Origin of the sequence: Pseudomonas sp. TTU2014-080ASC (assembly GCF_001446935.1) — a bacterium.
GTDB lineage: Bacteria > Pseudomonadota > Gammaproteobacteria > Pseudomonadales > Pseudomonadaceae > Aquipseudomonas.
Map to the genome: position 1 here is coordinate 1 of NZ_LKKK01000017.1, position 24542 is coordinate 24542.

A 24542-nucleotide genomic window follows, 5' to 3' on the forward strand; every position below is an offset into this window, starting at 1 on the left:
GAGCGTGCTATCGACAAGCCGTTCCTGATGCCGATCGAAGACGTATTCTCCATCTCTGGTCGCGGTACTGTAGTAACTGGCCGTATCGAGCGTGGTATCGTTAAGGTTCAGGAAGAGATCGAAATCGTTGGTCTGCGTGACACCACCAAGACTACCTGCACCGGCGTTGAAATGTTCCGCAAGCTGCTGGACGAAGGCCGTGCTGGTGAGAACTGTGGTGTTCTGCTGCGTGGTACTAAGCGTGACGAAGTTGAGCGTGGTCAGGTTCTGGTTAAGCCGGGTTCTGTTAAGCCTCACACCAAGTTCACTGCAGAAGTTTACGTGCTGAGCAAAGAAGAAGGTGGTCGTCATACTCCTTTCTTCAAAGGCTACCGTCCTCAGTTCTACTTCCGTACTACTGACGTAACTGGTAACTGCGAACTGCCGGAAGGCGTTGAGATGGTAATGCCGGGTGACAACATTCAGATGACTGTCACTCTGATCAAGACCATCGCAATGGAAGAAGGCCTGCGCTTCGCTATCCGTGAGGGTGGCCGTACCGTTGGTGCGGGCGTTGTTGCCAAGATCATCGAGTAATCTCTTTTTGAGATAAATTGATGGTTTGAAAAGCCCCCGCTTGCGGGGGCTTTTTTATTGGGTTGACACTTTCCAGGGGCGTCTATAGAATCACGCCTCCTTTTAACGGGCGTATTCCGTCCGTTGGGAATAGCAGCTTGGAATCTGAGGTCAAAATGCAAAACCAACAAATCCGTATTCGGTTGAAGGCTTTTGACCATCGCCTGATCGATCAATCAACCCAGGAAATCGTGGAAACCGCGAAACGTACTGGTGCTCAGGTGCGTGGTCCGATTCCTCTGCCTACCCGCAAAGAGCGGTTCACTGTACTGACTTCCCCGCACGTCAACAAAGACGCGCGTGATCAGTACGAGATCCGTACTCATAAGCGTGTTCTGGACATTGTCCAGCCAACGGATAAAACCGTTGACGCGCTGATGAAGCTCGACCTTGCGGCAGGCGTGGAAGTGCAGATCAGCCTCGGCTAAAACCGCAAGGTTTTCGTCGTGTAACGCTCTGAAATGGGCGGCCATAGCGGGTGAAAGCCCCGTACACTCATGAGGTTTAAACATGACTATTGGTGTAGTCGGTCGTAAGTGCGGCATGACCCGCATTTTCACCGAAGAAGGTGTCTCCATTCCGGTTACGGTCATCGAGATCGAGCCGAATCGCGTCACTCAGTTCAAAACTGAAGAGTCCGATGGCTATCGTGCAGTGCAAGTCACTGTCGGTGAGCGTCGTGCTTCTCGTGTCAGCAAGGCGCAAGCCGGTCACTTCGCTAAGGCGAATGTCGCGGCAGGTCGTGCAGTTCTGGAATTCCGTCTTGAAGACGGCGAATACCAGGCTGGTGATCTGATCAACGCTGAAATCTTCCAAGCTGGTCAACTGGTGGATGTCACCGGTCAGTCCAAAGGTAAAGGCTTTGCCGGTACCATCAAGCGTTGGAACTTCCGCGGCCAAGACAACACCCACGGTAACTCCGTGTCTCACCGCGTTCCGGGTTCTATCGGCCAGTGCCAGACTCCAGGTCGCGTATTCAAGGGCAAGAAAATGTCCGGCCACTTGGGTGCTGAGCGTGTGACTGTGCAGTCCCTGGAAGTTGTGCGCGTCGACGCTGAACGCAATCTGCTGCTGATCAAAGGTGCCGTTCCGGGCGCTACTGGCGGCAACGTGGTTGTGCGTCCGGCAGTCAAGGCTCGCGGTTAAGGGGAAGCTGACATGCAATTAAATGTAAATGGCGCTCAAGCGATCGAAGTATCTGAAGCCACTTTCGGCGGCGCATACAACGAGACCCTGGTTCACCAAGCAGTTGTAGCCTACATGGCTGGTGGTCGTCAGGGCAGCAAGCAGCAGAAGTCTCGTTCCGACGTAGCAGGTGGCGGTAAGCGCCCATGGCGTCAGAAGGGTACTGGTCGTGCTCGTGCTGGTACTACTCGCGGTCCAATCTGGCGTGGCGGTGGTGTGACCTTCGCTGCTCGTCCGCAAAATCACGATCAGAAGCTGAACAAAAAGATGTATCGCGCGGCTATCCGTTCGATTCTGTCTGAGCTTGTTCGCAGCGATCGTCTGGTAGTTGTTGAAGATTTCAGCGTGCAAGCGCCGAAAACCAAAGAACTGCTGAGCAAACTGAACGGTCTGGGTCTGAATGACGTACTGATCGTTTCGGATTCTGTTGACGAGAATCTGTACCTGGCTGCACGCAACCTGCCGCACGTAGATGTACGTGACGTACAGGGTTCTGATCCGGTCAGCCTGATCGCGTATGAAAAGGTGCTGGTCACCGTTTCTGCCGTGAAGAAATTCGAGGAGCTGCTGGGATGAACCAGGAACGCGTATTTAAAGTGCTGCTTGGCCCGCACATCTCCGAGAAGGCCACAGTTCTCGCTGACAAGAAAAGTCAGTTCGTTTTCAAGGTTGCGACTGACGCAACCAAGCTGGAAATCAAGAAGGCTGTTGAAAGCCTGTTCGGCGTCAAAGTTGAGCGCGTGACTACTCAGAATGTTCTGGGTAAGACCAAGCGTACAGCTCGTGGCCTGGGCAAGCGCAACGACTGGAAGAAGGCGATCATTTCCCTTCAGCCAGGCCAAGATCTCGATTTCGCCAGCAGTGCTGAGTAAGGAAGGGGTGCATCATGGCAATCGTTAAATGCAAACCGACTTCCGCTGGCCGCCGTTTTGTGGTCAAGGTGGTCAATCAGGAGCTGCACAAAGGCGCTCCGTACGCTCCGCTGCTCGAGAAGAAGTCGAAATCTGGCGGTCGTAACAACAACGGTCGTATCACTACCCGTCATATCGGTGGTGGTCACAAGCAGCATTACCGTCTGGTCGATTTCCGTCGCAACGACAAAGATGGCATTCCTGCCACTGTTGAGCGTGTGGAATACGATCCGAACCGTACTGCGCACATCGCTCTGCTGAAATATGCCGATGGCGAGCGTCGTTACATCATCGCTCCGAAAGGTGTGAGTGCTGGCGACCAGCTGATTGCTGGCATCATGGCTCCGATCAAGCCGGGTAACAGCCTGCCGCTGCGTAACATTCCAGTAGGTAGCACTGTTCACGGTATCGAGCTGAAGCCGGGTAAAGGTGCTCAGATCGCTCGTTCCGCTGGTGCTTCGGCTCAGCTGATCGCTCGTGAAGGCGTCTACGTTACTCTGCGTCTGCGTTCCGGTGAGATGCGTAAAGTGCTTGCTGAGTGCCGCGCGACCCTGGGTGAAGTCTCGAACTCCGAGCACAGCCTGCGATCGCTGGGTAAAGCTGGTGCCAAACGCTGGCGTGGCGTTCGCCCAACCGTTCGTGGTGTTGCCATGAACCCGGTTGACCACCCGCATGGTGGTGGTGAAGGTCGTACCTCTGGTGGTCGTCATCCGGTGTCTCCATGGGGCTTCCCGACTAAGGGCGCGAAGACCCGTGCGAACAAGCGCACCGATAACATGATCGTCCGTCGTCGCAAGTAAATAGAGGGATACGACAGTGCCACGTTCTCTGAAAAAAGGTCCTTTTATTGATCTTCACCTACTTAAGAAGATCGAAGTGGCGGTGGAAAAGAACGATCGCAAACCAGTTAAAACCTGGTCGCGCCGTTCCATGATCCTGCCGCAGATGGTTGGTCTGACCATCGCTGTACACAACGGCCGTCAGCATGTCCCGGTTCTCGTGAACGAAGACATGGTTGGTCATAAACTGGGCGAATTTGCCGGCACTCGTACCTATCGTGGTCACGTGGCTGACAAGAAAGCCAAGCGTTAAGGGGTGAGGAAATGGAAGTAGCCGCTAAGTTGTCGGGCGCTCGCATCTCCGCCCAGAAAGCCCGCTTGGTCGCCGACCAGATCCGCGGGAAGAAGGTGGGCGAAGCGCTCAACCTGCTTGCTTTCAGCAGTAAGAAAGCAGCCGAGATCATGAAGAAAGTGCTGGAGTCGGCTGTAGCCAACGCCGAGCACAACGAAGGCGCAGACGTTGATGACCTGAAGGTCAGCACCGTTTTCGTCAACGAGGGGCGTTCGCTGAAGCGCATCATGCCGCGTGCCAAGGGCCGCGCTGATCGCATCGTCAAGCGGTCTTGCCATATCACTGTCAAGGTTGCGGACAAGTAACGGAGTCGATCAGATGGGTCAGAAAGTACATCCCACTGGCATTCGCCTGGGAATCGTCAAGGATCATACCTCCGTCTGGTACGCAGACGGTCGCACTTACGCGGACTACCTGTTCGCAGATCTGAAAGTGCGTGAGTATCTCCAAGACAAACTAAAAAGCGCGTCCGTAAGCCGCATCGACATTGCTCGTCCGGCGCAAACTGCACGCATCACCATCCACACCGCTCGTCCAGGTATTGTGATTGGCAAGAAAGGTGAAGATGTTGAGAAACTGCGTCAGGACCTGACCAAGCAAATGGGTGTGCCGGTGCACATCAATATCGAAGAGATCCGCAAGCCGGAGCTCGACGGTATGCTGGTTGCTCAGAGCGTAGCTCAGCAGCTGGAGCGCCGCGTAATGTTCCGTCGCGCTATGAAGCGCGCTGTACAGAACGCCATGCGTATCGGTGCCAAGGGCATCAAAATCCAGGTGAGCGGTCGTCTCGGTGGTGCTGAAATCGCACGTACCGAATGGTATCGCGAAGGTCGTGTGCCTCTGCACACCCTGCGTGCCGATATCGACTATGCCACGTACGAGGCTCACACCACTTACGGTGTGATCGGTGTCAAGGTTTGGATCTTCAAAGGCGAAGTTATTGGTGGTCGCCATGAAGAGCTGAAGCCGCAAGCACCTGCTCCTCGTAAAAAAGCTGCTAAGTAAGGGGTACGCCAAATGTTGCAACCAAAGCGTACGAAGTTCCGCAAGCAGATGACAGGCCACAACCGTGGTCTGGCTCAGCGCGGTAGCAAAGTCAGCTTCGGCGAGTTCGCGCTGAAGTCTGTTTCCCGCGGTCGTCTCACCGCCCGCCAGATTGAGTCCGCTCGCCGTGCTCTGACTCGTCACGTTAAACGTGGCGGCAAAATCTGGATTCGCGTGTTCCCTGACAAGCCGGTAACCAAGAAGCCTCTCGAAGTGCGGATGGGTAAAGGTAAGGGTGGCGTGGAATATTGGGTTGCCCAGATTCAGCCAGGCAAAGTTCTGTATGAAATCGAGGGTGTTTCCGAAGAGCTGGCGCGTGAGGCTTTCGCCTTGGCTGCTGCAAAGCTGCCGCTCGCCACCACCTTTGTTAAGCGGACGGTGATGTGATGAAAGCGAATGAACTTCGTGAAAAATCAGCACAGCAGCTGAACGAGCAACTGCTCGGCCTGCTGCGCGACCAGTTCAATCTGCGCATGCAGAAAGCAACTGGCCAGTTGGGGCAGTCTCACCTGCTCTCGCAAGTTAAACGCGATATCGCTCGTGTGAAAACTGTGCTCAACCAGCAGGCAGGTAAGTGATCATGGCTGAAGCCGAAAAAACAGTCCGTACGCTGACCGGCCGTGTTGTCAGCGACAAGATGGACAAGACCATCACCGTTCTGATCGAGCGTCGCGTTAAGCACCCGATCTACGGTAAATACGTTAAGCGTTCGACCAAGCTGCACGCGCACGACGAGAACAATCAGAGCAAGATCGGCGACAAGGTTTCCATCCGTGAAACCCGTCCGCTGGCCAAGACCAAGTCTTGGGCACTGGTTGAAATCATCGAACGCGCAGTGGAAGTCTAAGGACTAGGGGTCGGAGAAATTATATGATTCAGACTCAATCCATGCTCGACGTCGCTGATAACAGCGGTGCTCGTCGCGTTATGTGTATCAAGGTGCTGGGTGGCTCGCATCGCCGCTACGCCGGCATCGGCGACATCATCAAGGTTACCGTTAAGGAAGCAATTCCGCGCGGTAAGGTGAAAAAAGGCCAGGTAATGACTGCTGTTGTAGTCCGTACCCGTCACGGCGTTCGCCGTCCGGATGGCTCGATCATTCGCTTTGATGGCAACGCTGCTGTTCTGCTGAACAACAAGCAAGAGCCGATCGGCACCCGTATTTTTGGGCCAGTGACTCGTGAACTTCGCTCTGAGAAGTTCATGAAGATCGTCTCGCTCGCACCTGAAGTGCTGTAAGGAGATCCGACATGCAAAAGATTCGTCGTGACGACGAGATCATCGTGATCGCCGGCAAAGACAAAGGTAAGCGTGGCAAGGTTCTCAAGGTTCTCGCTGACGACCGTCTGGTCGTCGGTGGGGTTAACCTCGTGAAGCGCCATACCAAGCCGAACCCAATGTCGGGCGTTCAGGGCGGTATCGTCGAGAAAGAAGCGCCTCTGCACGCTTCTAACGTGGCCATTTTCAACAGCGAAACCAACAAGGCTGATCGCGTTGGCTTCAAAGTTGAAGACGGTAAAAAAATTCGTGTCTTCAAGTCGACCCAAAAAGCGGTTGATGCTTGAACACTGCTAGGTAGAAGACCATGGCACGACTAAAAGAGATTTACCGGAAAGAAATCGCGCCGAAGCTTAAGGAAGAACTTAAGCTCGCTAACGTGATGGAAGTTCCGCGCATCACCAAGATCACCCTGAATATGGGCCTGGGCGAAGCAATCGGTGACAAGAAAGTCATCGAGAACGCTGTTGCCGACCTGGAAAAGATCACCGGTCAGAAAGTCGTTGTGACTCATGCCCGTAAGTCGATTGCAGGCTTCAAGGTTCGTGAAGGTTGGCCGATTGGCGTCAAAGTGACTCTGCGCCGCGAGCGTATGTACGAGTTCCTGGATCGTCTGCTGTCCATCTCCCTGCCGCGCGTACGTGACTTCCGCGGCCTGAATGCCAAGTCCTTCGACGGTCGTGGCAACTACAGCATGGGTGTGAAAGAGCAGATCATCTTCCCGGAAATCGATTACGACAAGATCGATGCTCTGCGTGGTCTGGACATCACTCTGACCACCACCGCTCGTACGGATGACGAAGGCCGCGCTCTGCTGCGTGCTTTCAAATTCCCGTTCCGCAACTGATTGGAGTTTGGAACATGGCTAAAACCAGCATGAAAAACCGCGAGCTGAAGCGTCAGCAAACGGTAGCCAAGTACGCCAAAAAGCGTGCCGAGCTGAAAGCTACCATCGCCAATCAGAATGCAACTCCTGAAGAGCGTTGGGCTGCACAAATCGCACTGCAGAAGCAGCCGCGTGATGCTAGCGCATCCCGCCTGCGTAACCGCTGCCGCGTTACCGGTCGTCCGCACGGCGTATTCCGCAAGTTCGGTCTGTCCCGTATCAAGCTGCGCGAAGCTGCAATGCGTGGTGATGTACCAGGTCTGGTTAAAGCCAGCTGGTAATAAAAAACAAAGCCGGCTTAGCGCCGGCTTTGTTTTATCTGCGAATCAGGCCCCGATTGGGGCTTGATTCATTTTTGATCAGTCTCTAGAATGCTCGGCTCGCCTGAGCCTGGGGTAAATGTCCCCGGAATTCAGCGACTGTAGCCGAAAGGCTAATTCTTTTTGTATCAGGAGCGTCTAGCCCATGAGTATGCAGGACCCGTTAGCGGACATGCTAACTCGTATCCGTAATGCCCAGATGGCTGAAAAGTCCGTCGTAAGCATGCCGTCTTCCACACTGAAGGTGGCTGTAGCCAAAGTTCTCAAAGACGAAGGTTATATTGCGGGTTATCAGATCAGCGGTGATGTTAAGCCGCAGCTGTCCATCGAGCTGAAGTACTTCGAAGGCCGTCCGGTTATCGAAGAAGTTAAGCGCGTGAGCCGTCCAGGCCTTCGCCAATACAAATCCGTCGAAGAACTGCCGAAAGTACGTGGCGGTCTCGGTGTTTCCATCGTCTCCACCAACAAAGGTGTGATGACGGACCGCGCTGCGCGCGCTGCCGGTGTCGGCGGCGAAGTGCTTTGCACAGTGTTCTAAGGGGGGATAAGCATGTCTCGCGTTGCTAAGAACCCCGTTAAGCTGCCAGCAGGCGTTGAAGTTAAACTCGCCGGTCAGCAGCTTTCGGTTAAGGGTGCCAAGGGTACTCTTGAACTGAATGTTCACTCGTCCGTTGAGATCGTGCAGGAAGCTGGTGAGCTGCGTTTTGCTGCTCGCAACGGCGACCAGCAGACTCGTGCGATGGCCGGTACCACTCGCGCGCTGGTCAACAACATGGTGATCGGTGTTAGCGCTGGCTTTGAGCGTAAGCTGCAGCTGGTAGGTGTTGGTTACAAGGCCCAAGCAAAAGGTCAAGTGCTGAACCTCGCTCTCGGCTTCTCCCATCCGATCGACTATGAGTTGCCGGAAGGTGTAGTAGCAGAAACCCCGAACCAGACTGAAATCGTGCTCAAGGGTATCGACAAGCAACTGGTTGGTCAGGTCGCAGCGGAAATCCGTGACTTCCGTCGTCCTGAACCTTACAAGGGCAAAGGTGTTCGTTACGCAGACGAAGTCGTCCGCCGTAAAGAAGCCAAGAAGAAGTAGGGCATAGCAAATGACCGACAAAAAAGTTACTCGACTGCGTCGCGCTCGCAAAGCACGCCTGAAAATGCACGAACTCGAAACCGTGCGTCTGTGCGTGTACCGCTCTTCGCAGCACATCTACGCCCAGGTCATTTCGGCCGACGGCGGCAAGGTTCTGGCCAGCGCCTCTACCTTGGACAAAGCACTGCGTGACGGCGCCACTGGCAACGTTGACGCGGCCAAGAAAGTTGGTGAGCTGGTTGCCGAGCGTGCGAAAGCCGCTGGTGTGACTCAGGTTGCATTCGACCGTTCTGGCTTCAAGTACCACGGCCGCGTTAAAGCGCTGGCTGATGCTGCTCGTGAAGGCGGGCTGGAGTTCTAAGTTATGGCAAATAACGACCAAAAGCGCGACGAAGGCTATATCGAGAAGCTGGTACAGGTTAACCGCGTAGCTAAAACCGTTAAGGGTGGCCGTATCTTCACTTTCACTGCTCTGACTGTAGTGGGTGATGGTAAAGGTCGCGTCGGTTTCGGCCGTGGCAAGTCCCGTGAAGTACCGGCTGCCATCCAGAAGGCGATGGAAGCTGCTCGTCGCAACATGATCCAAGTGGACCTTAACGGCACCACTCTGCAGTACGCAATGAAGTCCGCTCATGGCGCTTCCAAAGTGTTCATGCAGCCTGCATCTGAAGGTACCGGCATTATCGCCGGTGGTGCGATGCGTGCTGTTCTGGAAGTGGCTGGCGTGCAGAACGTTCTGGCTAAGTGCTACGGCTCGACTAACCCAGTGAACGTGGTTTACGCCACCTTCAATGGTCTGAAGTCCATGCAGTCGCCGGCTTCCGTTGCAGCCAAGCGTGGCAAGAGCGTCGAGGAGATTCTCTGATCATGGCTAACACCATCAAAGTGACTCTGATCAAGAGCACCAATGGCCGTCTGGCTAACCACAAAGCCTGCGTCAAAGGTCTTGGCCTGCGTCGCATCAATCATACCGTTGAGGTTCTGGATACTCCGGAAAACCGCGGCATGATCAACAAGGCTTACTACCTTCTCCGTGTGGAGGGTTAATACATGTACCTGAACGATTTGAGTCCTGCGCCGGGTTCCCGTCGCGAGAAGCACCGTCCGGGCCGTGGTATCGGTAGCGGTCTGGGTAAGACTGGTGGCCGTGGTCACAAAGGTCAGACCTCCCGTTCCGGTGGTTCCATTGCTCCGGGCTTCGAGGGTGGTCAACAGCCTCTGCACCGTCGCCTGCCGAAGTTCGGTTTCGTTTCTCTGAAAGCTATGGATCGCGCAGAAGTGCGTACTTCCGAGCTGAACAAGATCGAAGGCGGCGTTGTTACTCTGCAGTCGCTGAAGGATGCCAACCTGATCAACCAAAACGTACAGCGCGTTAAAGTGATGCTGTCCGGTGAAGTTACTCAGGCAGTCACCCTGAAAGGTATCGCAGCCACCAAAGGTGCGCGTGCGGCTATCGAAGCAGCTGGCGGTAAGTTCGAGGAATAAATGGCTAAGCAAGGTGCTCTCTCAGCGCTCAGCAATGGCGGGTTATCCGAGCTCTGGGCTCGTTTGCGCTTTCTGTTGATGGCGATCATCGTCTATCGAATTGGTGCACACATCCCAGTTCCTGGTATTAACCCAGACCGTCTGGCGGATCTGTTCAGACAGAATGAGGGGACCATTCTTAGCCTTTTCAACATGTTTTCTGGCGGCGCGCTGGAGCGCATGAGTATTTTTGCACTGGGGATCATGCCGTACATTTCGGCCTCGATCATCATGCAGCTCATGACTGCTGTCAGCCCGCAGCTGGAACAGTTGAAGAAGGAAGGTGAAGCTGGCCGTCGCAAGATTAGCCAGTACACCCGCTACGGCACCCTCGTCCTGGCAATTGTTCAAGCAATCGGTATGTCCGTGGGCTTGGGTAGTCAGGGCGTAGCGTTTTCAGTCGATTTCGGCTTCCACTTCGTGGCGGTCACCACTTTTGTGGCGGGCGCGATGTTCATGATGTGGCTCGGCGAACAGATCACTGAGCGTGGTGTTGGCAACGGTATTTCGATGCTGATTTTTGCTGGCATCGTGGCCGGTCTGCCGTCGGCAATTGGGCAGTCTTTCGAGTCTGCTCGTCAGGGTGATATCAATATTTTTGCCCTGATTGCCATCGGTTTGCTGGCAGTAGCGATTATCGGTTTTGTGGTGTTCATTGAGCGTGGTCAGCGTCGTATTGCGGTGCACTATGCCAAGCGTCAGCAGGGTCGTAAGGTTTTTGCTGCGCAGACTAGCCACTTGCCGTTGAAGGTGAACATGGCGGGTGTTATCCCTGCCATTTTCGCCAGCAGCCTTCTGTTGTTCCCGGCTTCGCTGGGTGCCTGGTTTGGTCAGTCCGAAGGTATGGGCTGGCTGCAGGATATTTCACAGGCTATCGCTCCTGGTCAGCCGTTGAACATTCTGCTGTTTAGTGTAGGGATCGTGTTCTTCTGCTTCTTCTACACAGCGTTGATGTTCAACCCGAAAGATGTAGCGGAAAACCTGAAGAAGTCCGGTGCCTTTATTCCGGGTATCCGTCCCGGCGAGCAATCGGCGCGCTATATCGATGGCGTGTTGACCCGCTTGACCATGTTCGGTGCTCTGTACATGACGGCCGTATGCTTGCTGCCCCAGTTCCTGGTGGTAGCTGCCAACGTACCGTTCTATCTTGGCGGGACTTCGCTGCTGATCGTTGTTGTGGTTGTGATGGACTTTATGTCCCAAGTACAATCGCACCTCGTTTCGCACCAGTACGAATCCCTGATGAAGAAAGCTAACCTGAAGGGCTACGGCGGCGGCATGCTCCGCTGATGTGTCCATAAGGTTCGAGGAGTTGGTAATGAAAGTTCGTGCATCGGTGAAAAAACTGTGCCGCAACTGCAAAATCATTCGTCGCGAAGGTATCGTGCGAGTGATCTGCAGCGCAGAACCGCGTCACAAGCAGCGCCAAGGCTGAGTGTGATACAAGCGATTAAGCCCGGCAGCTAGTGTGCTGCCGGGTTGATTATTTGTTTTTACAGCGCTAATATCTCGCGCCCTATTTCTTGGCTTCCGGGGCGTAGGTAGCTGTCAATTGGAGTTCCACTGAATGGCCCGTATTGCAGGCGTTAACATTCCGGATAACAAGCACACTGTTATCTCGCTGACCTACATCTACGGTGTTGGTCGCACCACTGCACAGAAAATCTGTGCTGCTACCGGTGTAAACCCGGCAGCAAAAATCAAAGATCTCTCTGACGAGCAGATTGAGCAGCTGCGTGGCGAAGTAGCCAAGGTGAATACCGAAGGCGACCTGCGTCGTGAAGTAAACATGAAAATCAAGCGCTTGATGGACCTGGGTTGCTACCGTGGTCTGCGTCATCGTCGCGGTCTTCCGGTTCGCGGTCAGCGCACCAAGACCAACGCTCGTACCCGTAAGGGTCCGCGCAAGCCGATCCGCAAGTAATCGCATTCGCGCATCGACAGGAATCTAGTCATGGCAAAACCTGCTGCTCGTACTCGTAAAAAAGTCAAAAAGACGGTGGTTGATGGCATCGCCCACATCCACGCTTCTTTCAACAATACTATCGTGACCATCACTGACCGTCAGGGCAACGCTCTGTCTTGGGCTACCTCCGGTGGTTCAGGTTTCCGCGGTTCGCGTAAAAGCACCCCGTTCGCTGCCCAGGTGGCTGCTGAGCGTGCTGGTCAAGCTGCGCTGGAATATGGCCTGAAAAACCTCGACGTTAACGTCAAGGGTCCAGGCCCAGGTCGCGAGTCTGCTGTCCGTGCATTGAACGGCTGCGGCTACAAGATCGCCAGCATCACCGATGTGACGCCAATCCCGCATAACGGGTGCCGTCCTTCGAAGAAGCGTCGCGTGTAATCAGGAGACAGTGAGAAATGGCTCGTTACATTGGTCCCAAATGCAAACTGTCTCGTCGTGAAGGCACTGATCTGTTCCTGAAGAGCGGCGTACGCGCTCTGGAATCTAAGTGCAACATCGAAGCAGCCCCAGGTATCCACGGTCAGCGCCGTGGCCGTCAGTCCGACTACGGCACCCAGCTGCGTGAGAAGCAAAAAGTCCGTCGCATCTATGGCGTACTTGAGCGTCAATTCAGCGGTTACTACAAGCAAGCTGCCGGTCAGAAAGGCGCTACTGGTGAGAACCTGCTGCAACTGCTCGAGTGCCGTCTGGATAACGTCGTTTATCGTATGGGTTTCGGCTCCACTCGTGCCGAGTCCCGTCAGCTGGTATCGCACAAGTCGATCACAGTTAACGGTAAGACTGTAAACATCCCGTCCTACCAGGTTAAAGCTGGTGACGTGGTTGCAGTTCGTGAGAAATCGAAGAATCAGCTGCGTATCGCTCAGGCTCTTGAGCTGTGTGCCCAGCGTGGCCGCGTTGAGTGGGTTGAAGTTGACACTGATAAGAAGTCTGGCGTTTTCAAAAGCGTTCCGGCTCGCAGTGACCTCTCCGCTGACATCAACGAAAGCCTGATTGTCGAGCTCTACTCCAAGTAAGGGCTAGAAAATAGGTGCATCCATGCAGATTTCGGTAAATGAGTTCCTGACCCCCCGTCACATTGATGTGCAGGTGGTCAGTCCGACCCGCGCGAAAATTACGCTTGAGCCTCTCGAGCGTGGTTTTGGCCATACCCTGGGCAACGCGCTGCGTCGCATCCTGTTGTCCTCCATGCCTGGCTGTGCAGTAGTCGAGGCCGAGATTGATGGTGTACTCCATGAGTACAGCGCCATCGAAGGTGTTCAGGAAGACGTTATTGAGATCCTGCTCAACCTGAAAGGTCTGGCTGTGAAACTGCACGGTCGTGACGAAGTGACTCTGACTCTGGCGAAGAAGGGCTCGGGTGTAGTAACCGCTGCCGATATTCAGCTGGATCACGATGTTGAAATCGTCAATGGCGACCACGTTATTGCAAACCTGGCCAGCACTGGCTCGCTGAACATGAAGCTCACTGTAGCTCGTGGTCGCGGCTATGAGCCGGCTGACGCTCGTCAGAGCGATGAAGATGAAAGCCGCAGCATTGGTCGCTTGCAGCTTGACGCTTCTTTCAGCCCTGTACGCCGTGTTTCTTACGTGGTGGAAAACGCTCGTGTCGAGCAGCGTACTAACCTGGACAAACTGGTGATCGACCTGGAGACCAACGGTACTCTAGATCCGGAAGAGGCTATCCGCCGCGCCGCCACCATCCTGCAGCAGCAGCTTGCAGCGTTCGTTGACCTGAAAGGTGACAGCGAGCCTGTGGTTGTTGAGCAGGAGGATGAGATCGATCCAATCCTGTTGCGTCCGGTTGATGACCTGGAACTGACTGTACGTTCGGCTAACTGCCTCAAGGCAGAAAACATTTACTACATCGGTGATCTGATTCAGCGCACTGAAGTAGAACTGTTGAAAACCCCGAACCTGGGCAAGAAATCCCTGACTGAGATCAAGGACGTTCTGGCTTCTCGTGGTCTGTCCCTCGGTATGCGCCTCGACAACTGGCCGCCGGCAAGTCTGAAGAAAGACGATAAGGCTACTGCCTGATCGTCATCATCACCGAACGTGAGTTTGGTAAGGAATTGAACCATGCGTCATCGTAAAAGTGGCCGTCACCTCAGCCGCACCAGCGCACACCGCAAGGCCATGTTCCAAAACATGGCAGTTTCGCTGTTCGAGCATGAGCTGATCAAAACTACTCTGCCGAAAGCTAAAGAACTGCGTCGTGTTGCTGAGCCGCTGATCACTTTGGCTAAAGAAGACAGCGTTGCTAACCGTCGTCTGGCTTTCGACCGTACTCGTTCGAAAGCTATCGTCGGCAAACTGTTCAACGATCTGGGCAAGCGCTACGCCACCCGTCAGGGCGGTTACCTGCGTATCCTCAAGTGCGGTTTCCGCGCTGGCGACAATGCTCCTATGGCTTATGTTGAGCTGGTTGACCGTCCGGTCGGCGGCACAGTAGAAGCTGCTGAGTAAGTTGCAGGTTGTTTAAAAAACCGGGCCCTGGCCCGGTTTTTTATTGTCTGATGTTTGTTGATTTGTCCCCCTGTTAAGTTCAGGGTTTTTGATATCCTGTAAGGATTGTAACTGTTGTGCTGTACTGGATTGTGCCACTCCAGCATGACAGTCCATGCATTGGCGTAGGGAGACCGAAATGAAAGGTCACGATGAAGTTATCGACTATTTGAAGGTGCTGCTTAAGGGAGAGCTTGCAGCCCGTGATCAGTATTTCGTGCACTCACGCTTCTATGAGGATTGGGGGCTCAGCAAGTTGTATGAGCGTATCAATCATGAAATGGAAGAAGAAACTCAGCATGCGGATGCGATTCTCAAGCGCATCCTGTTTCTTGAAGGCACTCCTGATATGGTTCCGGATGCTTTTGTATTCGGGCAGACGGTGCCAGAGATGCTTAAGCTTGATCTCGCTCTTGAGTACCATGTGCGTGAGGCGTTGAGCAAAGGGATCGCTTTGTGCGAGAAGCACGGCGACTATCAGAGTCGCGATATGTTGCTGGTTCAGCTTAAAGATACCGAAGAGGACCATGCCTACTGGCTGGAGACTCAGTTGAGCTTGATCGATAAGCTCGGTCTAGAGAACTATCTGCAGAGTCAGATGTGAATAAAAAGCCCCGGAAAACCGGGGCTTTTTATTCGCTCAGGTTTTGTCGCGCGCGAGCAGCGGTTTCAGGAAATGCCCGGTGTGGGATTGTGGCATGTCCGCGACTTCCTCTGGCGTGCCAAAGGCGATGATCTGGCCGCCTTTGGAGCCGCCTTCAGGGCCGAGATCGACCAGCCAATCGGCTGTCTTAATCACATCTAGGTTGTGTTCAATCACCACCACGGTGTTGCCGTGGTCACGCAGGCGATGCAGGACATCGAGAAGTTGCTGAATGTCAGCGAAGTGCAGGCCTGTAGTGGGTTCATCGAGAATGTACAACGTCTTTCCTGTATCGCGTTTACTCAGCTCGCGACTTAGTTTAACGCGCTGTGCCTCTCCACCGGAGAGGGTTGTCGCGGATTGCCCCAGCTTGATGTAGGACAGTCCTACATCCATCAGGGTTTGCAGCTTGCGCGCAAGGGCGGGCACCGCGTCAAAGAATTCCCGAGCATCCTCGATGGTCATTTCCAGCACTTCGTGGATGTTTTTGCCCTTGTATTTGATCTCCAGCGTCTCGCGGTTATAGCGCTTGCTCTTGCACACGTCGCAAGGCACGTAGATGTCTGGCAAGAAGTGCATTTCAACCTTGATCAGACCGTCTCCCTGACAGGCTTCACAGCGACCGCCCTTGACGTTGAACGAGAAACGCCCAGGCCCGTAGCCGCGTGAGCGGGACTCCGGCACTGAAGCAAATAGCTCCCGCACCGGGGTAAAGATGCCGGTGTAGGTTGCTGGGTTGGAGCGGGGTGTGCGCCCAATTGGGCTCTGATCGATGTCCACCACTTTGTCTAGATGCTGCAGGCCGTCAAAGCTGTCGTAAGGAGCAACCTCGAGGGTGGTGGCGCCATTGAGTGCCGTAGCGGTGATCGGGAAGAGGGTGTTGTTGATCAGGGTGGATTTGCCCGAGCCAGAAACCCCGGTGATGCAGGTGAGCAGGCCGACAGGGATTTCCAGATTGACCTTTTGCAGGTTGTTGCCGCGTGCCCCTTTGAGTTTGAGCAGCTTTTTCTTGTCGCGCGGGGTGCGTTCGGCCGGTACGGCTATTTTCTTCCTGCCGGAAAGGTAAGCGCCCGTGACTGATTGCGGGTCGGCCATGACTTCATCGGGCGTGCCCTGAGACACAATCTGGCCGCCGTGCACGCCCGCGCCCGGGCCGATGTCGACAACGTAGTCTGCAAGGCGGATGGCGTCTTCATCGTGCTCAACAACGATTACGGTGTTGCCAATGTCGCGCAGGTGCTTGAGTGTGCCCAACAGGCGCTCGTTGTCGCGTTGGTGCAGGCCGATGCTGGGTTCGTCGAGGATATACATGACGCCGACCAGGCCTGCGCCAATCTGACTGGCTAGGCGAATACGTTGGGCCTCGCCGCCGGACAGGGTGTCGGCGCTGCGATCCAGTGTCAGATAGTCGAGACCGACGTTGACCAGAAACTCCAAGCGCTCACGGATTTCCTTAAGGATCTTCTCGGCAATTTCGCCGCGTCGTCCAGGTAGGCTGAGTTGGGCGAAGTACTCCATGGCATCGCCGATCGGCATACCGGTGACGGCTGGCAGATTCTTTTCACCGACCCACACATGCCTTGCTTCACGACGCAGGCGGGTGCCGCAGCAGTCAGGGCAGGGCTGGGTACTCAGGAACTTGGCCAGTTCCTCGCGGACTGTGGTGGACTCAGTCTCGCGGTAGCGTCGCTCCAGGTTCGGTACGATACCTTCGAATGGGTGCGAGCGCTTGACGATGTCGCCGCGGTCATTGAGGTACTTGAAGTCGACATTCTGGCTGCCGCTACCGAACAGAATGCATTTTTGATGTTCAGCGCTGAGTTCGTCGAACGGGACTTCAAGGCTGAATCCATAGTGCGCGGCCAGTGAGCCAAGCATCTGGAAGTAATAGACGTTGCGCCGGTCCCAGCCGCGAATAGCACCTTCCGCCAATGTCAGTTCGCCGTTAACCAGTCGTTTGGTGTCGAAGAACTGTTTTACACCCAGACCATCGCAGGTTGGGCAGGCGCCAGCAGGGTTGTTGAAGGAGAACAGCTTGGGTTCCAGCTCGCTGATCGAGTGGCCGCACACCGGGCAGGCGAAGCGTGCGGAGAAGATGATTTCTTCGCCTGTCTCACCTTCCATTGGGGCGAGTAGGGCAAGGCCGTCAGCTAGCTTGATTGCAGTCTCGAAGGATTCGGCAAGGCGTTGCTGCAGGTCGCTACGGACTTTGAAACGATCCACTACGACATCGATGCTGTGCTTTTTTTGCTTGTCGAGCTTGGGTAATTCGTCCAGTTCATAGACTTTGCCATCCACACGAGCCCGGACGAAGCCTTGGGCGCGAAGCTCTTCGAATACGGCAAGGTGCTCGCCTTTGCGTTCGCGGATAACCGGAGCCAGCAGCATCAGCTTGCTGCCCTCTGGGAGGGCGAGTGCCTGGTCCACCATCTGGCTGACGGTTTGCGCCTCTAGCGGCAGGTCATGGTCCGGGCAGCGTGGAGTGCCTGCTCGGGCGTAGAGCAGACGCAGGTAGTCGTAGATCTCGGTGATGGTGCCGACCGTTGAGCGTGGGTTATGGGAGGTCGACTTCTGTTCGATGGAAATCGCAGGGGAGAGCCCCTCGATGGTGTCGACGTCCGGTTTTTCCATCATCGAAAGGAACTGGCGGGCGTAGGCCGACAGCGATTCAACGTAGCGGCGCTGGCCTTCCGCATAGAGGGTGTCGAAAGCCAGTGAGGACTTGCCTGAGCCTGACAGACCGGTAATGACGATCAGCTTGTCGCGGGGAAGTGTCAGGTCGATGTTTTTCAGGTTATGGGTGCGTGCACCCCGAATCAAAATCTTGTCCACAACCACTGGCCTCGCTCGGCGTGCGGGAAAACTCTGAATTATACGTTTTGTCCGGACCACGCGGCAAAGCGCGTCGACTCTTGATGACCTGTGGTCGACAGTGAGTGCTCCGAACGGTCTGGAGGCGGGATGACTCGCGGACTGTGTAGAACAGGCTCTATAATCACCGGCTATTTTTCACAGGGCGTATTTCATGCACGATCCGCACAACGAGCGCATGAGCGGCAGTGAAACCCGTGCTGCCAGTGGCCTGGCGCTGGTTTTCTCGTTTCGTATGCTCGGCATGTTCATGGTGTTGCCAGTTCTGGCCACGTACGGCATGGGGCTTGAGGGCAGCACGCCGGCACTGATCGGCTTAGCCATTGGTGCCTATGGTTTGACTCAGGCGTTATTGCAGATTCCGTTCGGCATGATCAGTGACCGTGTAGGGCGTCGCCCGGTTATCTATGCCGGGCTGCTGATTTTTGCGGCGGGCAGTCTGTTGGCGGCCGGGGCTGACTCGATTTGGGGGGTTATTGCAGGGCGAATTCTACAGGGGGCTGGAGCGATTTCCGCGGCTGTAATGGCGCTGCTTTCTGACCTGACGCGTGAGCAGCACCGCACCAAGGCCATGGCCATGATTGGTATGAGTATCGGTCTGTCGTTTGCGGCTGCGATGATTATTGGCCCGGTGCTGACCCGTACCTTCGGGCTTTCAGGACTGTTTCTGGTAACAGCAGGTATGGCCTTGCTGGGGATTTTGATCGTCGCCGTCATGGTGCCGCGTTCGGCAGGGCCTCAGCAGCATCGTGAGTCAGGCGTTGCTGCGCAGGCATTGTTGCCTTCACTTAAACATCCCGACTTGTTGCGCCTGAATTTCGGCATTTTCACCTTGCATGCTGTACTGATGGCTAGCTTTGTAGCGATACCGCTGGCTTTGGTCGAGCAGGGAGGATTGCCGAAAGAGGAGCATTGGTGGGTTTACCTCACTGCGTTGCTGGTGGGCTTTTTCAGTATGGTGCCGTTCATCATCTATGGTGAGAAAAAACGCCGGATGAAGCAGACGGTGTTTGGTGCTGTTGCGGTCATGCTGCTGTGTGAACTGTTCTTCTGGTGGTTTGGCAACAGTTTGCGGGCGCTGGTATTGGGGCTGGTTGTGTTCTTTACGGCGTTCAACCTGCTTGAGGCCTCGCTGCCTTCTCTTATCAGTAAGGTCGCTCCGGCCGCCGGTAAAGGCACTGCGATGGGGATCTACTCAACTAGTCAGTTCTTAGGCGCAGCCTTGGGGGGCATTCTGGGCGGATGGCTGTATCAGCATTTTGGTTTGTCCGGGGTATTCTCCGGATGTGCCGTACTGGCACTCTTCTGGCTCGGATTCGCTGGCACTATGCGTGAGCCTCCGTATGTGACAAGCCTGCGTTTGCCGCTTTCTGCAGAGGCTCTGCGGGACTCTGGGCTGACCACGCGTGTGCTGGCTGTGCCAGGTGTAGCGGATGCTGTGGTGGTGGAGGATGAGGCTGCTATCTATGTCAAGGTGGATAGTCAGCAACTGGATCGCACGGTGCTTGATCTGGTCATTAGCGGGGCCTGATCGTTTCTGCTACCCACTGGCTAATGAGGCTTAATTTGAGCGGTTTTTCAGGGCGATGATCCAAACATGGGGTTGCGTCTCTAAGCTGAATGCCGCTCCCTTCTTTATTCTTCACCCGCGGTACTGTTCTAGCCGTGGTAGACACTGGCGCACCTGAGCTAAGTTGCTGCTGGTGTTAGTCGGAATGTGATGCTTTAGACACATCAGATTTTGGCTCTCCCCTTACCCATATTGTCGAGCTGGTCAGCTCGGATCGGGCATTCAAGAACATTCCTATCTGTAATTACTCCTTCTGCCAGCGCCGTGAGTGGGCACTGCTGTGCTGTTCTTTAATGGCGTGAGGGGAGGCAACCGTTAGTTGAGACATGAGTTTCAGATAGTCGGTAATTTTTCGTGAAACTTAATCATTGCAGAAGAGTGTCTGCTTTGTGATGCCTTGAAAGATTTATTTTTATAGTGGGTTGAGCATATTTTCAAACTGACCACTTGAATATTTTTAAGAAAAATAATTGATGTTTTCTTAGGAGGTTGTGAGTTTACAAAAATTAATTCCTGCGGAACGTTTTAGGTGTTTCTGTCTTTTTTAAGGTTGATTCTAATTTGCCATTTTTTAGGTGTTTGCCTGAGTTCGCGTGATTAGTGGCTCGCACACCCAATTTTTATTCTTATGGCTCTGGTCTTGAGTGGGTTGAGAAAGTAAATGTTGTAGTGGTGGTTTTTTGTTAATTAACTTTTAATAATGATGGTCCATCGATTAATGGCTTTATTTGGGACTATGGTTCTGTAAAAAATATAACTATAAGTCCATTTAAAAATTAGGTGTTTGGCGAAATATTAAACTGAGCTAATTGCTGAGTTTTGTTGCAAATCATTCACCGTTGACGACTTGGGATACTCGTCTAACCTCGGATTAAGTGTGTTGAGTAGTAACTTGTCTGGCATTTAATCCATTCCGGATATGAATCTGGGTGCGGGTAGTATTTATGCGTCCGAATTAGATTTATTCATGGATAAGAGGGAGCTGAAATCATGATCTCGTCTAAAGCTATTTCCGGTAACCATGAAGTAACTGTCGATATTACTAATACTAAAGAGTACTCCGTCTCGCCTTCGTCGAACGTTGTTCTAAATGTTGGGAAGGATGAAATTGCTAACTACATGCGCAGTGGGGACAATTTATCGATAACACTTTTGGATGGAAGGGTGTTGCAACTTAACGGCTTCTTTGCGGCCGGTGCAGTAAATAATAATCTGATTCTCTCTGAGCAGAGCGGGCGTTTTTTAGTCGAATTTGATAACGCATTTACATCGGCCGCTGATGATGGTGTGGATGAGCGTGCCGTAGTCTACGAACTGATTGAGGACGACAGCGTTCTTCCATGGTTGTTGGCCTTGGGCGTAGGCGCAGGCGGTGTGGCTTTACTGGCTTCCGGTGGAGACGGAGGTTCTGATCATGAGGCACCGGTCCCGCCTCCACCGCCATTTACGGTGGTAGATGACGTTGGTCCAGTTGTGGGTGAAATGCCCAATGGCACCGTCACCAACGACGCTACACCTACTTTCTATGGTTCTGGGGCAATCCCTAATGCCACGATCACATTAACCATCTCTAATTATCCCCCAGTCACCGTGACTGCTGACGCAAATGGTAATTGGACATACACCGCTTCTACACTTCCCGACGGCCCCTATACCGTCAGTGTTGTTCAGACTGACTCTTCCGGCCAAACCAGCTCCCCAACAACCTACGAGTTTGTGGTTGATACAACGCCGCCATCTGCAGCGACCACTGTCAGCTTAGACACCATTACCGATGATAGTGGCGCTGCAGGCGATTTCATCACCAACGACTCCAGCCTGATTTTCAGCGGTAGTTTAGGGGCAAGGCTGGCCTCTGATGAGCGTGTGGAGGTGAGTTTGGATGGTGGTGTCACCTGGTTTGAGGCCAGCGTCTCCGGCACTACCTGGAGCTATGACCACCGCGCTGTGACCTTGGCCGATGGTGAGTACAGCGTGGTTGTGCGAGTTATTGATACTGCGGGCAACGTTGGGCAAACCGATAGTCAAACCCTGCAGATCGATACAACACCTCCAGCCGCTACAACCACAGTCAACCTGAATTCGATTACTACTGACAGCGGCGTGGTTGGGGATTTTATTACCAGCGACTCGAGCCTGATCTTCAACGGCAGTTTGGGCGCAGAACTACTGGCGGATGAACGTGTGCAGCTGAGTCTGGATGGCGGCGCAACTTGGTTTGAAGCCAGCGTCTCCGGTACCAGCTGGAGCTATGACCACAGCGCGGTGACCTTACCCGACGGTAATTACACCGTTGAAGTGCGGGTGGTCGATGTGGCGGGCAACGTTGGCGCAACTGACAGCCAAGCCTTGCAAATCGATACAACGCCGCCTGCATCTACAACCACCGTTAGCTTGGACGCCATCACCGTTGACGGCGGCGTAGTGGGCGACTTTATAACCAACGATCCAAGTCTGATCTTTAGCGGTAGCCTGGGTGGCACGCTGATGACAGATGAGCGTGTCGAGTTAAGTCTGGATGGTGGTTTGAGTTGGTTTGAAGCCACGGTTTCTGGCGCCACTTGGAGTTATGACCACAGCGCTGTGACACTGGCTGACGGTGATTACACTGTTGATGTACGGGTGATCGATGTGGCCGGCAACGTAGGGGCCACTGACAGCCAGCTTGTACGAATTGACACAGTACCGCCTGCCTCTACCACTACCGTCAGCCTGGATTCAATCACCGATGACAGCGGAGCGGTGGATGACTTTATTACCAATGATCCAAGCCTGATCTTTAGCGGCAGTTTAGGCGCAGAACTGCTGGCGGATGAGCGTGTGCAGCTGAGTCTAGATGGCGGCGCAACTTGGTTTGAGGCCACCGTCTCCGGCACGAGCTGGAGCTATGACCACAGCGCGGTGACCTTACCCGACGGTAATTACACCGTTGAAGTGCGGGTCATTGATGTGGCGGGTAACGTGGGCGCAACCGATAGCCAAGCGCTGCAAATCGATACAACGCCGCCTGCATCTACAACCACTGTCACTATCGATGCCATTACTGACGACAGCGGCGTCGCAGATGACTTTATAACCAACGACCCAGCGCTGATCTTCAGCGGAAGCTTGGGCGCAGAACTGTTGGCGGATGAGCGCGTCGAGCTGAGCTTGGATGGCGGCACAACCTGGTTTGAGGCCACCGTCTCCGGCACCACTTGGAGCTACGACCACAGCGCAACAACCCTGCCTGACGGTGATTACACCGTGGATGTGCGGGTCATTGATGTGGCGGGCAACGTGGGCGCAACGGACAGCCAAGCCCTGCAAATCGATACAACGCCGCCTGAATCTACAACCACTGTCACTATCGATGCCATTACTGACGACAGCGGCGTGGTGGATGACTTTATAACCAACGACCCAGCGCTGATCTTCAGCGGAAGCTTGGGCGCAGAACTGTTGGCGGATGAGCGCGTCGAGCTGAGCCTGGATGGCGGAGCAACCTGGTTTGAAGTCACCGTATCCGGTACCACTTGGAGCTATGACCACAGCGCAACAACCTTGCCTGACGGTGATTACACCATTGATGTGCGGGTAATCGATGTGGCGGGCAACGTGGGCGCAACCGATAGCCAAGCGCTGCAAATCGATACAACGCCGCCTGAATCTACAACCACTGTCACTATCGATGCCATTACTGATGACAGCGGCGTCGCAGATGACTTTATAACCAACGACCCAGCGCTGATCTTCAGCGGAAGTCTGGGGGCTGAGCTCGTCACTGGTGAGCGCGTCGAGCTGAGCCTGGATGGCGGTACAACCTGGTTTGAGGTCAGCGTATCCGGCACCACTTGGAGCTATGACCACAGCGCAACAACCTTACCCGACGGTGATTACACCATTGATGTGCGGGTCATTGATGTGGCGGGCAACGTGGGCGCAACGGACAGCCAAGCCCTGCAAATCGATACAACGCCGCCTGAATCTACAACCACTGTCACCATCGACACTATTACTGATGACAGCGGCCTCGCAGATGACTTTATTACCAATGACCCAGCGCTGATCTTCAGCGGGAGTCTGGGGGCTGAGCTCGTTACTGGTGAGCGCGTTGAGTTGAGTCTGGATGGCGGCGTAACTTGGTTTGAAGTCACCGTATCCGGCACCACTTGGAGCTATGACCACAGCGCAACAACCCTGCCCGACGGTGATTACACCATTGATGTGCGGGTCATCGATGTGGCGGGCAACGTGGGCGCAACGGACAGCCAAGCCCTGCAAATCGATACAACGCCGCCTGAATCTACAACCACTGTCACTATCGATGCCATTACTGACGACAGCGGCGTCGCAGATGACTTTATTACCAATGACCCAGCGCTGATCTTCAGCGGGAGTCTGGGGGCTGAGCTCGTCACTGGTGAGCGCGTCGAGTTGAGTCTGGATGGCGGCACAACCTGGTTTGAAGTCAGCGTATCCGGCACCACTTGGAGCTACGACCACAGTGCAGTGACCTTACCCGACGGTGATTACACCGTTGATGTGCGGGTCATTGATGTGGCGGGTAACGTGGGCGCAACCGATAGCCAAGCGCTGCAAATCGATACAACGCCGCCTGCATCTACAACCACTGTCACTATCGATGCCATTACTGACGACAGCGGCGTCGCAGATGACTTTATAACCAACGACCCAGCGCTGATCTTCAGCGGAAGCTTGGGCGCAGAACTGTTGGCGGATGAGCGCGTCGAGCTGAGCCTGGATGGCGGCACAACCTGGTTTGAAGTGACCGTATCCGGCACCACTTGGAGCTATGACCACAGCGCAACAACCCTGCCCGACGGTGATTACACCGTGGATGTGCGGGTCATTGATGTGGCGGGCAACGTGGGCGCAACGGACAGCCAAGCCCTGCAAATCGATACAACGCCGCCTGAATCTACAACCACTGTCACTATCGATGCCATTACTGACGACAGCGGCGTGGTGGATGACTTTATAACCAACGACCCAGCGCTGATCTT

33 protein-coding genes are annotated in these 24542 nt (G+C 54.4%); 32 read left to right on the top strand and 1 reads right to left on the bottom strand.

Going from position 1 to position 24542, the window contains the following annotated elements; all coding sequences use genetic code 11:
* The 30 genes from AO726_RS20570 to bfr form a co-directional block, all read left to right on the top strand.
* On the top strand, positions 1-576 hold a 576-nt coding region (locus AO726_RS20570; RefSeq protein ID WP_241492158.1), incomplete at its 5' end, for an EF-Tu C-terminal domain-related protein.
* 155 nt (positions 577-731) lie between these two features.
* Complete coding sequence (gene rpsJ / locus AO726_RS20575; RefSeq protein ID WP_013789756.1) at positions 732-1043, top strand: 30S ribosomal protein S10; 312 nt, start codon at positions 732-734, stop codon at positions 1041-1043.
* Positions 1044-1125: 82 nt separating this feature from the next.
* The gene (rplC, locus tag AO726_RS20580) at positions 1126-1761 is read left to right on the top strand and encodes a 50S ribosomal protein L3 (protein ID WP_058069992.1); all 636 of its coding nucleotides are present in this window, start codon (positions 1126-1128) and stop codon (positions 1759-1761) included.
* A gap of 12 nt (positions 1762-1773) precedes the next feature.
* Complete coding sequence (rplD, locus tag AO726_RS20585; RefSeq protein WP_058069993.1) at positions 1774-2376, top strand: 50S ribosomal protein L4; 603 nt, start codon at positions 1774-1776, stop codon at positions 2374-2376.
* Positions 2373-2672, top strand: coding sequence for a 50S ribosomal protein L23 (gene rplW, locus AO726_RS20590; protein ID WP_058069994.1), 300 nt, complete (start codon positions 2373-2375; stop codon positions 2670-2672). The genes rplD and rplW overlap by 4 nt, the downstream gene beginning before the upstream one ends.
* A 14-nt stretch (positions 2673-2686) precedes the next feature.
* On the top strand, positions 2687-3511 hold the full coding sequence (gene rplB / locus AO726_RS20595; protein ID WP_058069995.1) for a 50S ribosomal protein L2: 825 nt from the start codon (positions 2687-2689) through the stop codon (positions 3509-3511).
* A 16-nt stretch (positions 3512-3527) separates the two neighbouring features.
* Positions 3528-3803 carry a 30S ribosomal protein S19 gene (rpsS, locus tag AO726_RS20600; RefSeq protein WP_010486981.1) on the top strand — a complete coding sequence of 92 codons (276 nt, stop codon included), beginning with the start codon at positions 3528-3530 and terminating at the stop codon, positions 3801-3803.
* Between the two features lie 11 nt (positions 3804-3814).
* Positions 3815-4147 (top strand): 50S ribosomal protein L22, encoded by a 333-nt coding sequence (rplV, locus tag AO726_RS20605; RefSeq protein WP_003103908.1) that lies wholly within the window; start codon positions 3815-3817, stop codon positions 4145-4147.
* Positions 4148-4160: 13 nt separating this feature from the next.
* On the top strand, positions 4161-4847 hold the full coding sequence (gene rpsC / locus AO726_RS20610) for a 30S ribosomal protein S3 (RefSeq protein ID WP_058069996.1): 687 nt from the start codon (positions 4161-4163) through the stop codon (positions 4845-4847).
* Positions 4848-4859: 12 nt separating this feature from the next.
* Positions 4860-5273, top strand: coding sequence for a 50S ribosomal protein L16 (gene rplP / locus AO726_RS20615; RefSeq protein ID WP_058069997.1), 414 nt, complete (start codon positions 4860-4862; stop codon positions 5271-5273).
* The gene (rpmC, locus tag AO726_RS20620; RefSeq protein ID WP_002555481.1) at positions 5273-5464 is read left to right on the top strand and encodes a 50S ribosomal protein L29; all 192 of its coding nucleotides are present in this window, start codon (positions 5273-5275) and stop codon (positions 5462-5464) included. Before rplP ends, rpmC begins: the two co-directional genes overlap by 1 nt.
* A gap of 2 nt (positions 5465-5466) precedes the next feature.
* Entirely contained in the window at positions 5467-5733 is a 267-nt protein-coding gene (gene rpsQ / locus AO726_RS20625) for a 30S ribosomal protein S17 (protein ID WP_058070012.1), read from the top strand.
* A 23-nt stretch (positions 5734-5756) separates the two neighbouring features.
* Positions 5757-6125, top strand: coding sequence for a 50S ribosomal protein L14 (gene rplN / locus AO726_RS20630; RefSeq protein ID WP_003289207.1), 369 nt, complete (start codon positions 5757-5759; stop codon positions 6123-6125).
* Between the two features lie 11 nt (positions 6126-6136).
* Positions 6137-6451, top strand: a complete 315-nt coding sequence (rplX, locus tag AO726_RS20635; protein WP_058069998.1) for a 50S ribosomal protein L24 — start codon at positions 6137-6139, stop codon at positions 6449-6451.
* A 20-nt stretch (positions 6452-6471) separates the two neighbouring features.
* Positions 6472-7011, top strand: a complete 540-nt coding sequence (rplE, locus tag AO726_RS20640; protein ID WP_013789764.1) for a 50S ribosomal protein L5 — start codon at positions 6472-6474, stop codon at positions 7009-7011.
* A 14-nt stretch (positions 7012-7025) separates the two neighbouring features.
* Complete coding sequence (gene rpsN, locus AO726_RS20645; RefSeq protein WP_058069999.1) at positions 7026-7331, top strand: 30S ribosomal protein S14; 306 nt, start codon at positions 7026-7028, stop codon at positions 7329-7331.
* Between the two features lie 184 nt (positions 7332-7515).
* Positions 7516-7908: a 30S ribosomal protein S8 gene (gene rpsH / locus AO726_RS20650; protein ID WP_058070000.1), complete on the top strand. Its 393-nt coding sequence runs from the start codon at positions 7516-7518 to the stop codon at positions 7906-7908.
* 12 nt (positions 7909-7920) lie between these two features.
* The gene (gene rplF / locus AO726_RS20655; RefSeq protein ID WP_058070001.1) at positions 7921-8454 is read left to right on the top strand and encodes a 50S ribosomal protein L6; all 534 of its coding nucleotides are present in this window, start codon (positions 7921-7923) and stop codon (positions 8452-8454) included.
* 10 nt (positions 8455-8464) lie between these two features.
* On the top strand, positions 8465-8815 hold the full coding sequence (rplR, locus tag AO726_RS20660; RefSeq protein ID WP_058070002.1) for a 50S ribosomal protein L18: 351 nt from the start codon (positions 8465-8467) through the stop codon (positions 8813-8815).
* A gap of 3 nt (positions 8816-8818) precedes the next feature.
* Positions 8819-9319, top strand: a complete 501-nt coding sequence (gene rpsE / locus AO726_RS20665) for a 30S ribosomal protein S5 (protein WP_058070003.1) — start codon at positions 8819-8821, stop codon at positions 9317-9319.
* Positions 9320-9321: 2 nt separating this feature from the next.
* A complete protein-coding gene (gene rpmD / locus AO726_RS20670; RefSeq protein WP_058070004.1) occupies positions 9322-9501 on the top strand; it encodes a 50S ribosomal protein L30 in 180 nt (59 codons plus the stop codon).
* A gap of 3 nt (positions 9502-9504) precedes the next feature.
* Positions 9505-9939, top strand: a complete 435-nt coding sequence (gene rplO / locus AO726_RS20675) for a 50S ribosomal protein L15 (RefSeq protein WP_058070005.1) — start codon at positions 9505-9507, stop codon at positions 9937-9939.
* Positions 9940-11268, top strand: a complete 1329-nt coding sequence (gene secY / locus AO726_RS20680) for a preprotein translocase subunit SecY (protein WP_058070006.1) — start codon at positions 9940-9942, stop codon at positions 11266-11268. It abuts the gene before it with no gap.
* Between the two features lie 28 nt (positions 11269-11296).
* The gene (rpmJ, locus tag AO726_RS20685; protein WP_011531897.1) at positions 11297-11413 is read left to right on the top strand and encodes a 50S ribosomal protein L36; all 117 of its coding nucleotides are present in this window, start codon (positions 11297-11299) and stop codon (positions 11411-11413) included.
* Between the two features lie 132 nt (positions 11414-11545).
* Positions 11546-11902, top strand: a complete 357-nt coding sequence (gene rpsM / locus AO726_RS20690; RefSeq protein WP_058070007.1) for a 30S ribosomal protein S13 — start codon at positions 11546-11548, stop codon at positions 11900-11902.
* 30 nt (positions 11903-11932) lie between these two features.
* The gene (rpsK, locus tag AO726_RS20695; protein WP_013789773.1) at positions 11933-12322 is read left to right on the top strand and encodes a 30S ribosomal protein S11; all 390 of its coding nucleotides are present in this window, start codon (positions 11933-11935) and stop codon (positions 12320-12322) included.
* Positions 12323-12339: 17 nt separating this feature from the next.
* Complete coding sequence (rpsD, locus tag AO726_RS20700) at positions 12340-12960, top strand: 30S ribosomal protein S4 (RefSeq protein ID WP_058070008.1); 621 nt, start codon at positions 12340-12342, stop codon at positions 12958-12960.
* 22 nt (positions 12961-12982) lie between these two features.
* On the top strand, positions 12983-13984 hold the full coding sequence (locus tag AO726_RS20705; RefSeq protein ID WP_058070009.1) for a DNA-directed RNA polymerase subunit alpha: 1002 nt from the start codon (positions 12983-12985) through the stop codon (positions 13982-13984).
* A gap of 42 nt (positions 13985-14026) precedes the next feature.
* Complete coding sequence (gene rplQ, locus AO726_RS20710; RefSeq protein ID WP_010487018.1) at positions 14027-14413, top strand: 50S ribosomal protein L17; 387 nt, start codon at positions 14027-14029, stop codon at positions 14411-14413.
* Between the two features lie 178 nt (positions 14414-14591).
* On the top strand, positions 14592-15056 hold the full coding sequence (bfr, locus tag AO726_RS20715) for a bacterioferritin (protein WP_058070010.1): 465 nt from the start codon (positions 14592-14594) through the stop codon (positions 15054-15056).
* Between the two features lie 36 nt (positions 15057-15092).
* Here bfr and uvrA read toward each other — a convergent pair whose 3' ends face one another.
* Complete coding sequence (gene uvrA, locus AO726_RS20720) at positions 15093-17927, bottom strand: excinuclease ABC subunit UvrA (protein ID WP_058070013.1); 2835 nt, start codon at positions 17925-17927, stop codon at positions 15093-15095.
* A 193-nt stretch (positions 17928-18120) separates the two neighbouring features.
* Between uvrA and AO726_RS20725 the strand changes: the two genes are divergently transcribed.
* Positions 18121-19497, top strand: a complete 1377-nt coding sequence (locus AO726_RS20725) for an MFS transporter (protein WP_058070011.1) — start codon at positions 18121-18123, stop codon at positions 19495-19497.
* Positions 19498-20526: 1029 nt separating this feature from the next.
* Positions 20527-24542: Ig-like domain-containing protein (locus AO726_RS20730; protein ID WP_152987335.1), on the top strand; the 4016-nt coding region annotated here is incomplete at its 3' end.

Bases quoted from the DNA above. Each gene is read 5' to 3' on its own strand.
- rpsJ (WP_013789756.1), top strand. From the start codon at position 732: ATGCAAAACCAACAAATCCGTATTCGGTTGAAGGCTTTTGACCATCGC.
- rplC (WP_058069992.1), top strand. From the start codon at position 1,126: ATGACTATTGGTGTAGTCGGTCGTAAGTGCGGCATGACCCGCATTTTC.
- rplD (WP_058069993.1), top strand. From the start codon at position 1,774: ATGCAATTAAATGTAAATGGCGCTCAAGCGATCGAAGTATCTGAAGCC.
- rplW (WP_058069994.1), top strand. From the start codon at position 2,373: ATGAACCAGGAACGCGTATTTAAAGTGCTGCTTGGCCCGCACATCTCC.
- rplB (WP_058069995.1), top strand. From the start codon at position 2,687: ATGGCAATCGTTAAATGCAAACCGACTTCCGCTGGCCGCCGTTTTGTG.
- rplV (WP_003103908.1), top strand. From the start codon at position 3,815: ATGGAAGTAGCCGCTAAGTTGTCGGGCGCTCGCATCTCCGCCCAGAAA.
- rpsC (WP_058069996.1), top strand. From the start codon at position 4,161: ATGGGTCAGAAAGTACATCCCACTGGCATTCGCCTGGGAATCGTCAAG.
- rplP (WP_058069997.1), top strand. From the start codon at position 4,860: ATGTTGCAACCAAAGCGTACGAAGTTCCGCAAGCAGATGACAGGCCAC.
- rpmC (WP_002555481.1), top strand. From the start codon at position 5,273: ATGAAAGCGAATGAACTTCGTGAAAAATCAGCACAGCAGCTGAACGAG.
- rpsQ (WP_058070012.1), top strand. From the start codon at position 5,467: ATGGCTGAAGCCGAAAAAACAGTCCGTACGCTGACCGGCCGTGTTGTC.
- rplN (WP_003289207.1), top strand. From the start codon at position 5,757: ATGATTCAGACTCAATCCATGCTCGACGTCGCTGATAACAGCGGTGCT.
- rplX (WP_058069998.1), top strand. From the start codon at position 6,137: ATGCAAAAGATTCGTCGTGACGACGAGATCATCGTGATCGCCGGCAAA.
- rplE (WP_013789764.1), top strand. From the start codon at position 6,472: ATGGCACGACTAAAAGAGATTTACCGGAAAGAAATCGCGCCGAAGCTT.
- rpsN (WP_058069999.1), top strand. From the start codon at position 7,026: ATGGCTAAAACCAGCATGAAAAACCGCGAGCTGAAGCGTCAGCAAACG.
- rpsH (WP_058070000.1), top strand. From the start codon at position 7,516: ATGAGTATGCAGGACCCGTTAGCGGACATGCTAACTCGTATCCGTAAT.
- rplF (WP_058070001.1), top strand. From the start codon at position 7,921: ATGTCTCGCGTTGCTAAGAACCCCGTTAAGCTGCCAGCAGGCGTTGAA.
- rplR (WP_058070002.1), top strand. From the start codon at position 8,465: ATGACCGACAAAAAAGTTACTCGACTGCGTCGCGCTCGCAAAGCACGC.
- rpsE (WP_058070003.1), top strand. From the start codon at position 8,819: ATGGCAAATAACGACCAAAAGCGCGACGAAGGCTATATCGAGAAGCTG.
- rpmD (WP_058070004.1), top strand. From the start codon at position 9,322: ATGGCTAACACCATCAAAGTGACTCTGATCAAGAGCACCAATGGCCGT.
- rplO (WP_058070005.1), top strand. From the start codon at position 9,505: ATGTACCTGAACGATTTGAGTCCTGCGCCGGGTTCCCGTCGCGAGAAG.
- secY (WP_058070006.1), top strand. From the start codon at position 9,940: ATGGCTAAGCAAGGTGCTCTCTCAGCGCTCAGCAATGGCGGGTTATCC.
- rpmJ (WP_011531897.1), top strand. From the start codon at position 11,297: ATGAAAGTTCGTGCATCGGTGAAAAAACTGTGCCGCAACTGCAAAATC.
- rpsM (WP_058070007.1), top strand. From the start codon at position 11,546: ATGGCCCGTATTGCAGGCGTTAACATTCCGGATAACAAGCACACTGTT.
- rpsK (WP_013789773.1), top strand. From the start codon at position 11,933: ATGGCAAAACCTGCTGCTCGTACTCGTAAAAAAGTCAAAAAGACGGTG.
- rpsD (WP_058070008.1), top strand. From the start codon at position 12,340: ATGGCTCGTTACATTGGTCCCAAATGCAAACTGTCTCGTCGTGAAGGC.
- AO726_RS20705 (WP_058070009.1), top strand. From the start codon at position 12,983: ATGCAGATTTCGGTAAATGAGTTCCTGACCCCCCGTCACATTGATGTG.
- rplQ (WP_010487018.1), top strand. From the start codon at position 14,027: ATGCGTCATCGTAAAAGTGGCCGTCACCTCAGCCGCACCAGCGCACAC.
- bfr (WP_058070010.1), top strand. From the start codon at position 14,592: ATGAAAGGTCACGATGAAGTTATCGACTATTTGAAGGTGCTGCTTAAG.
- AO726_RS20725 (WP_058070011.1), top strand. From the start codon at position 18,121: ATGCACGATCCGCACAACGAGCGCATGAGCGGCAGTGAAACCCGTGCT.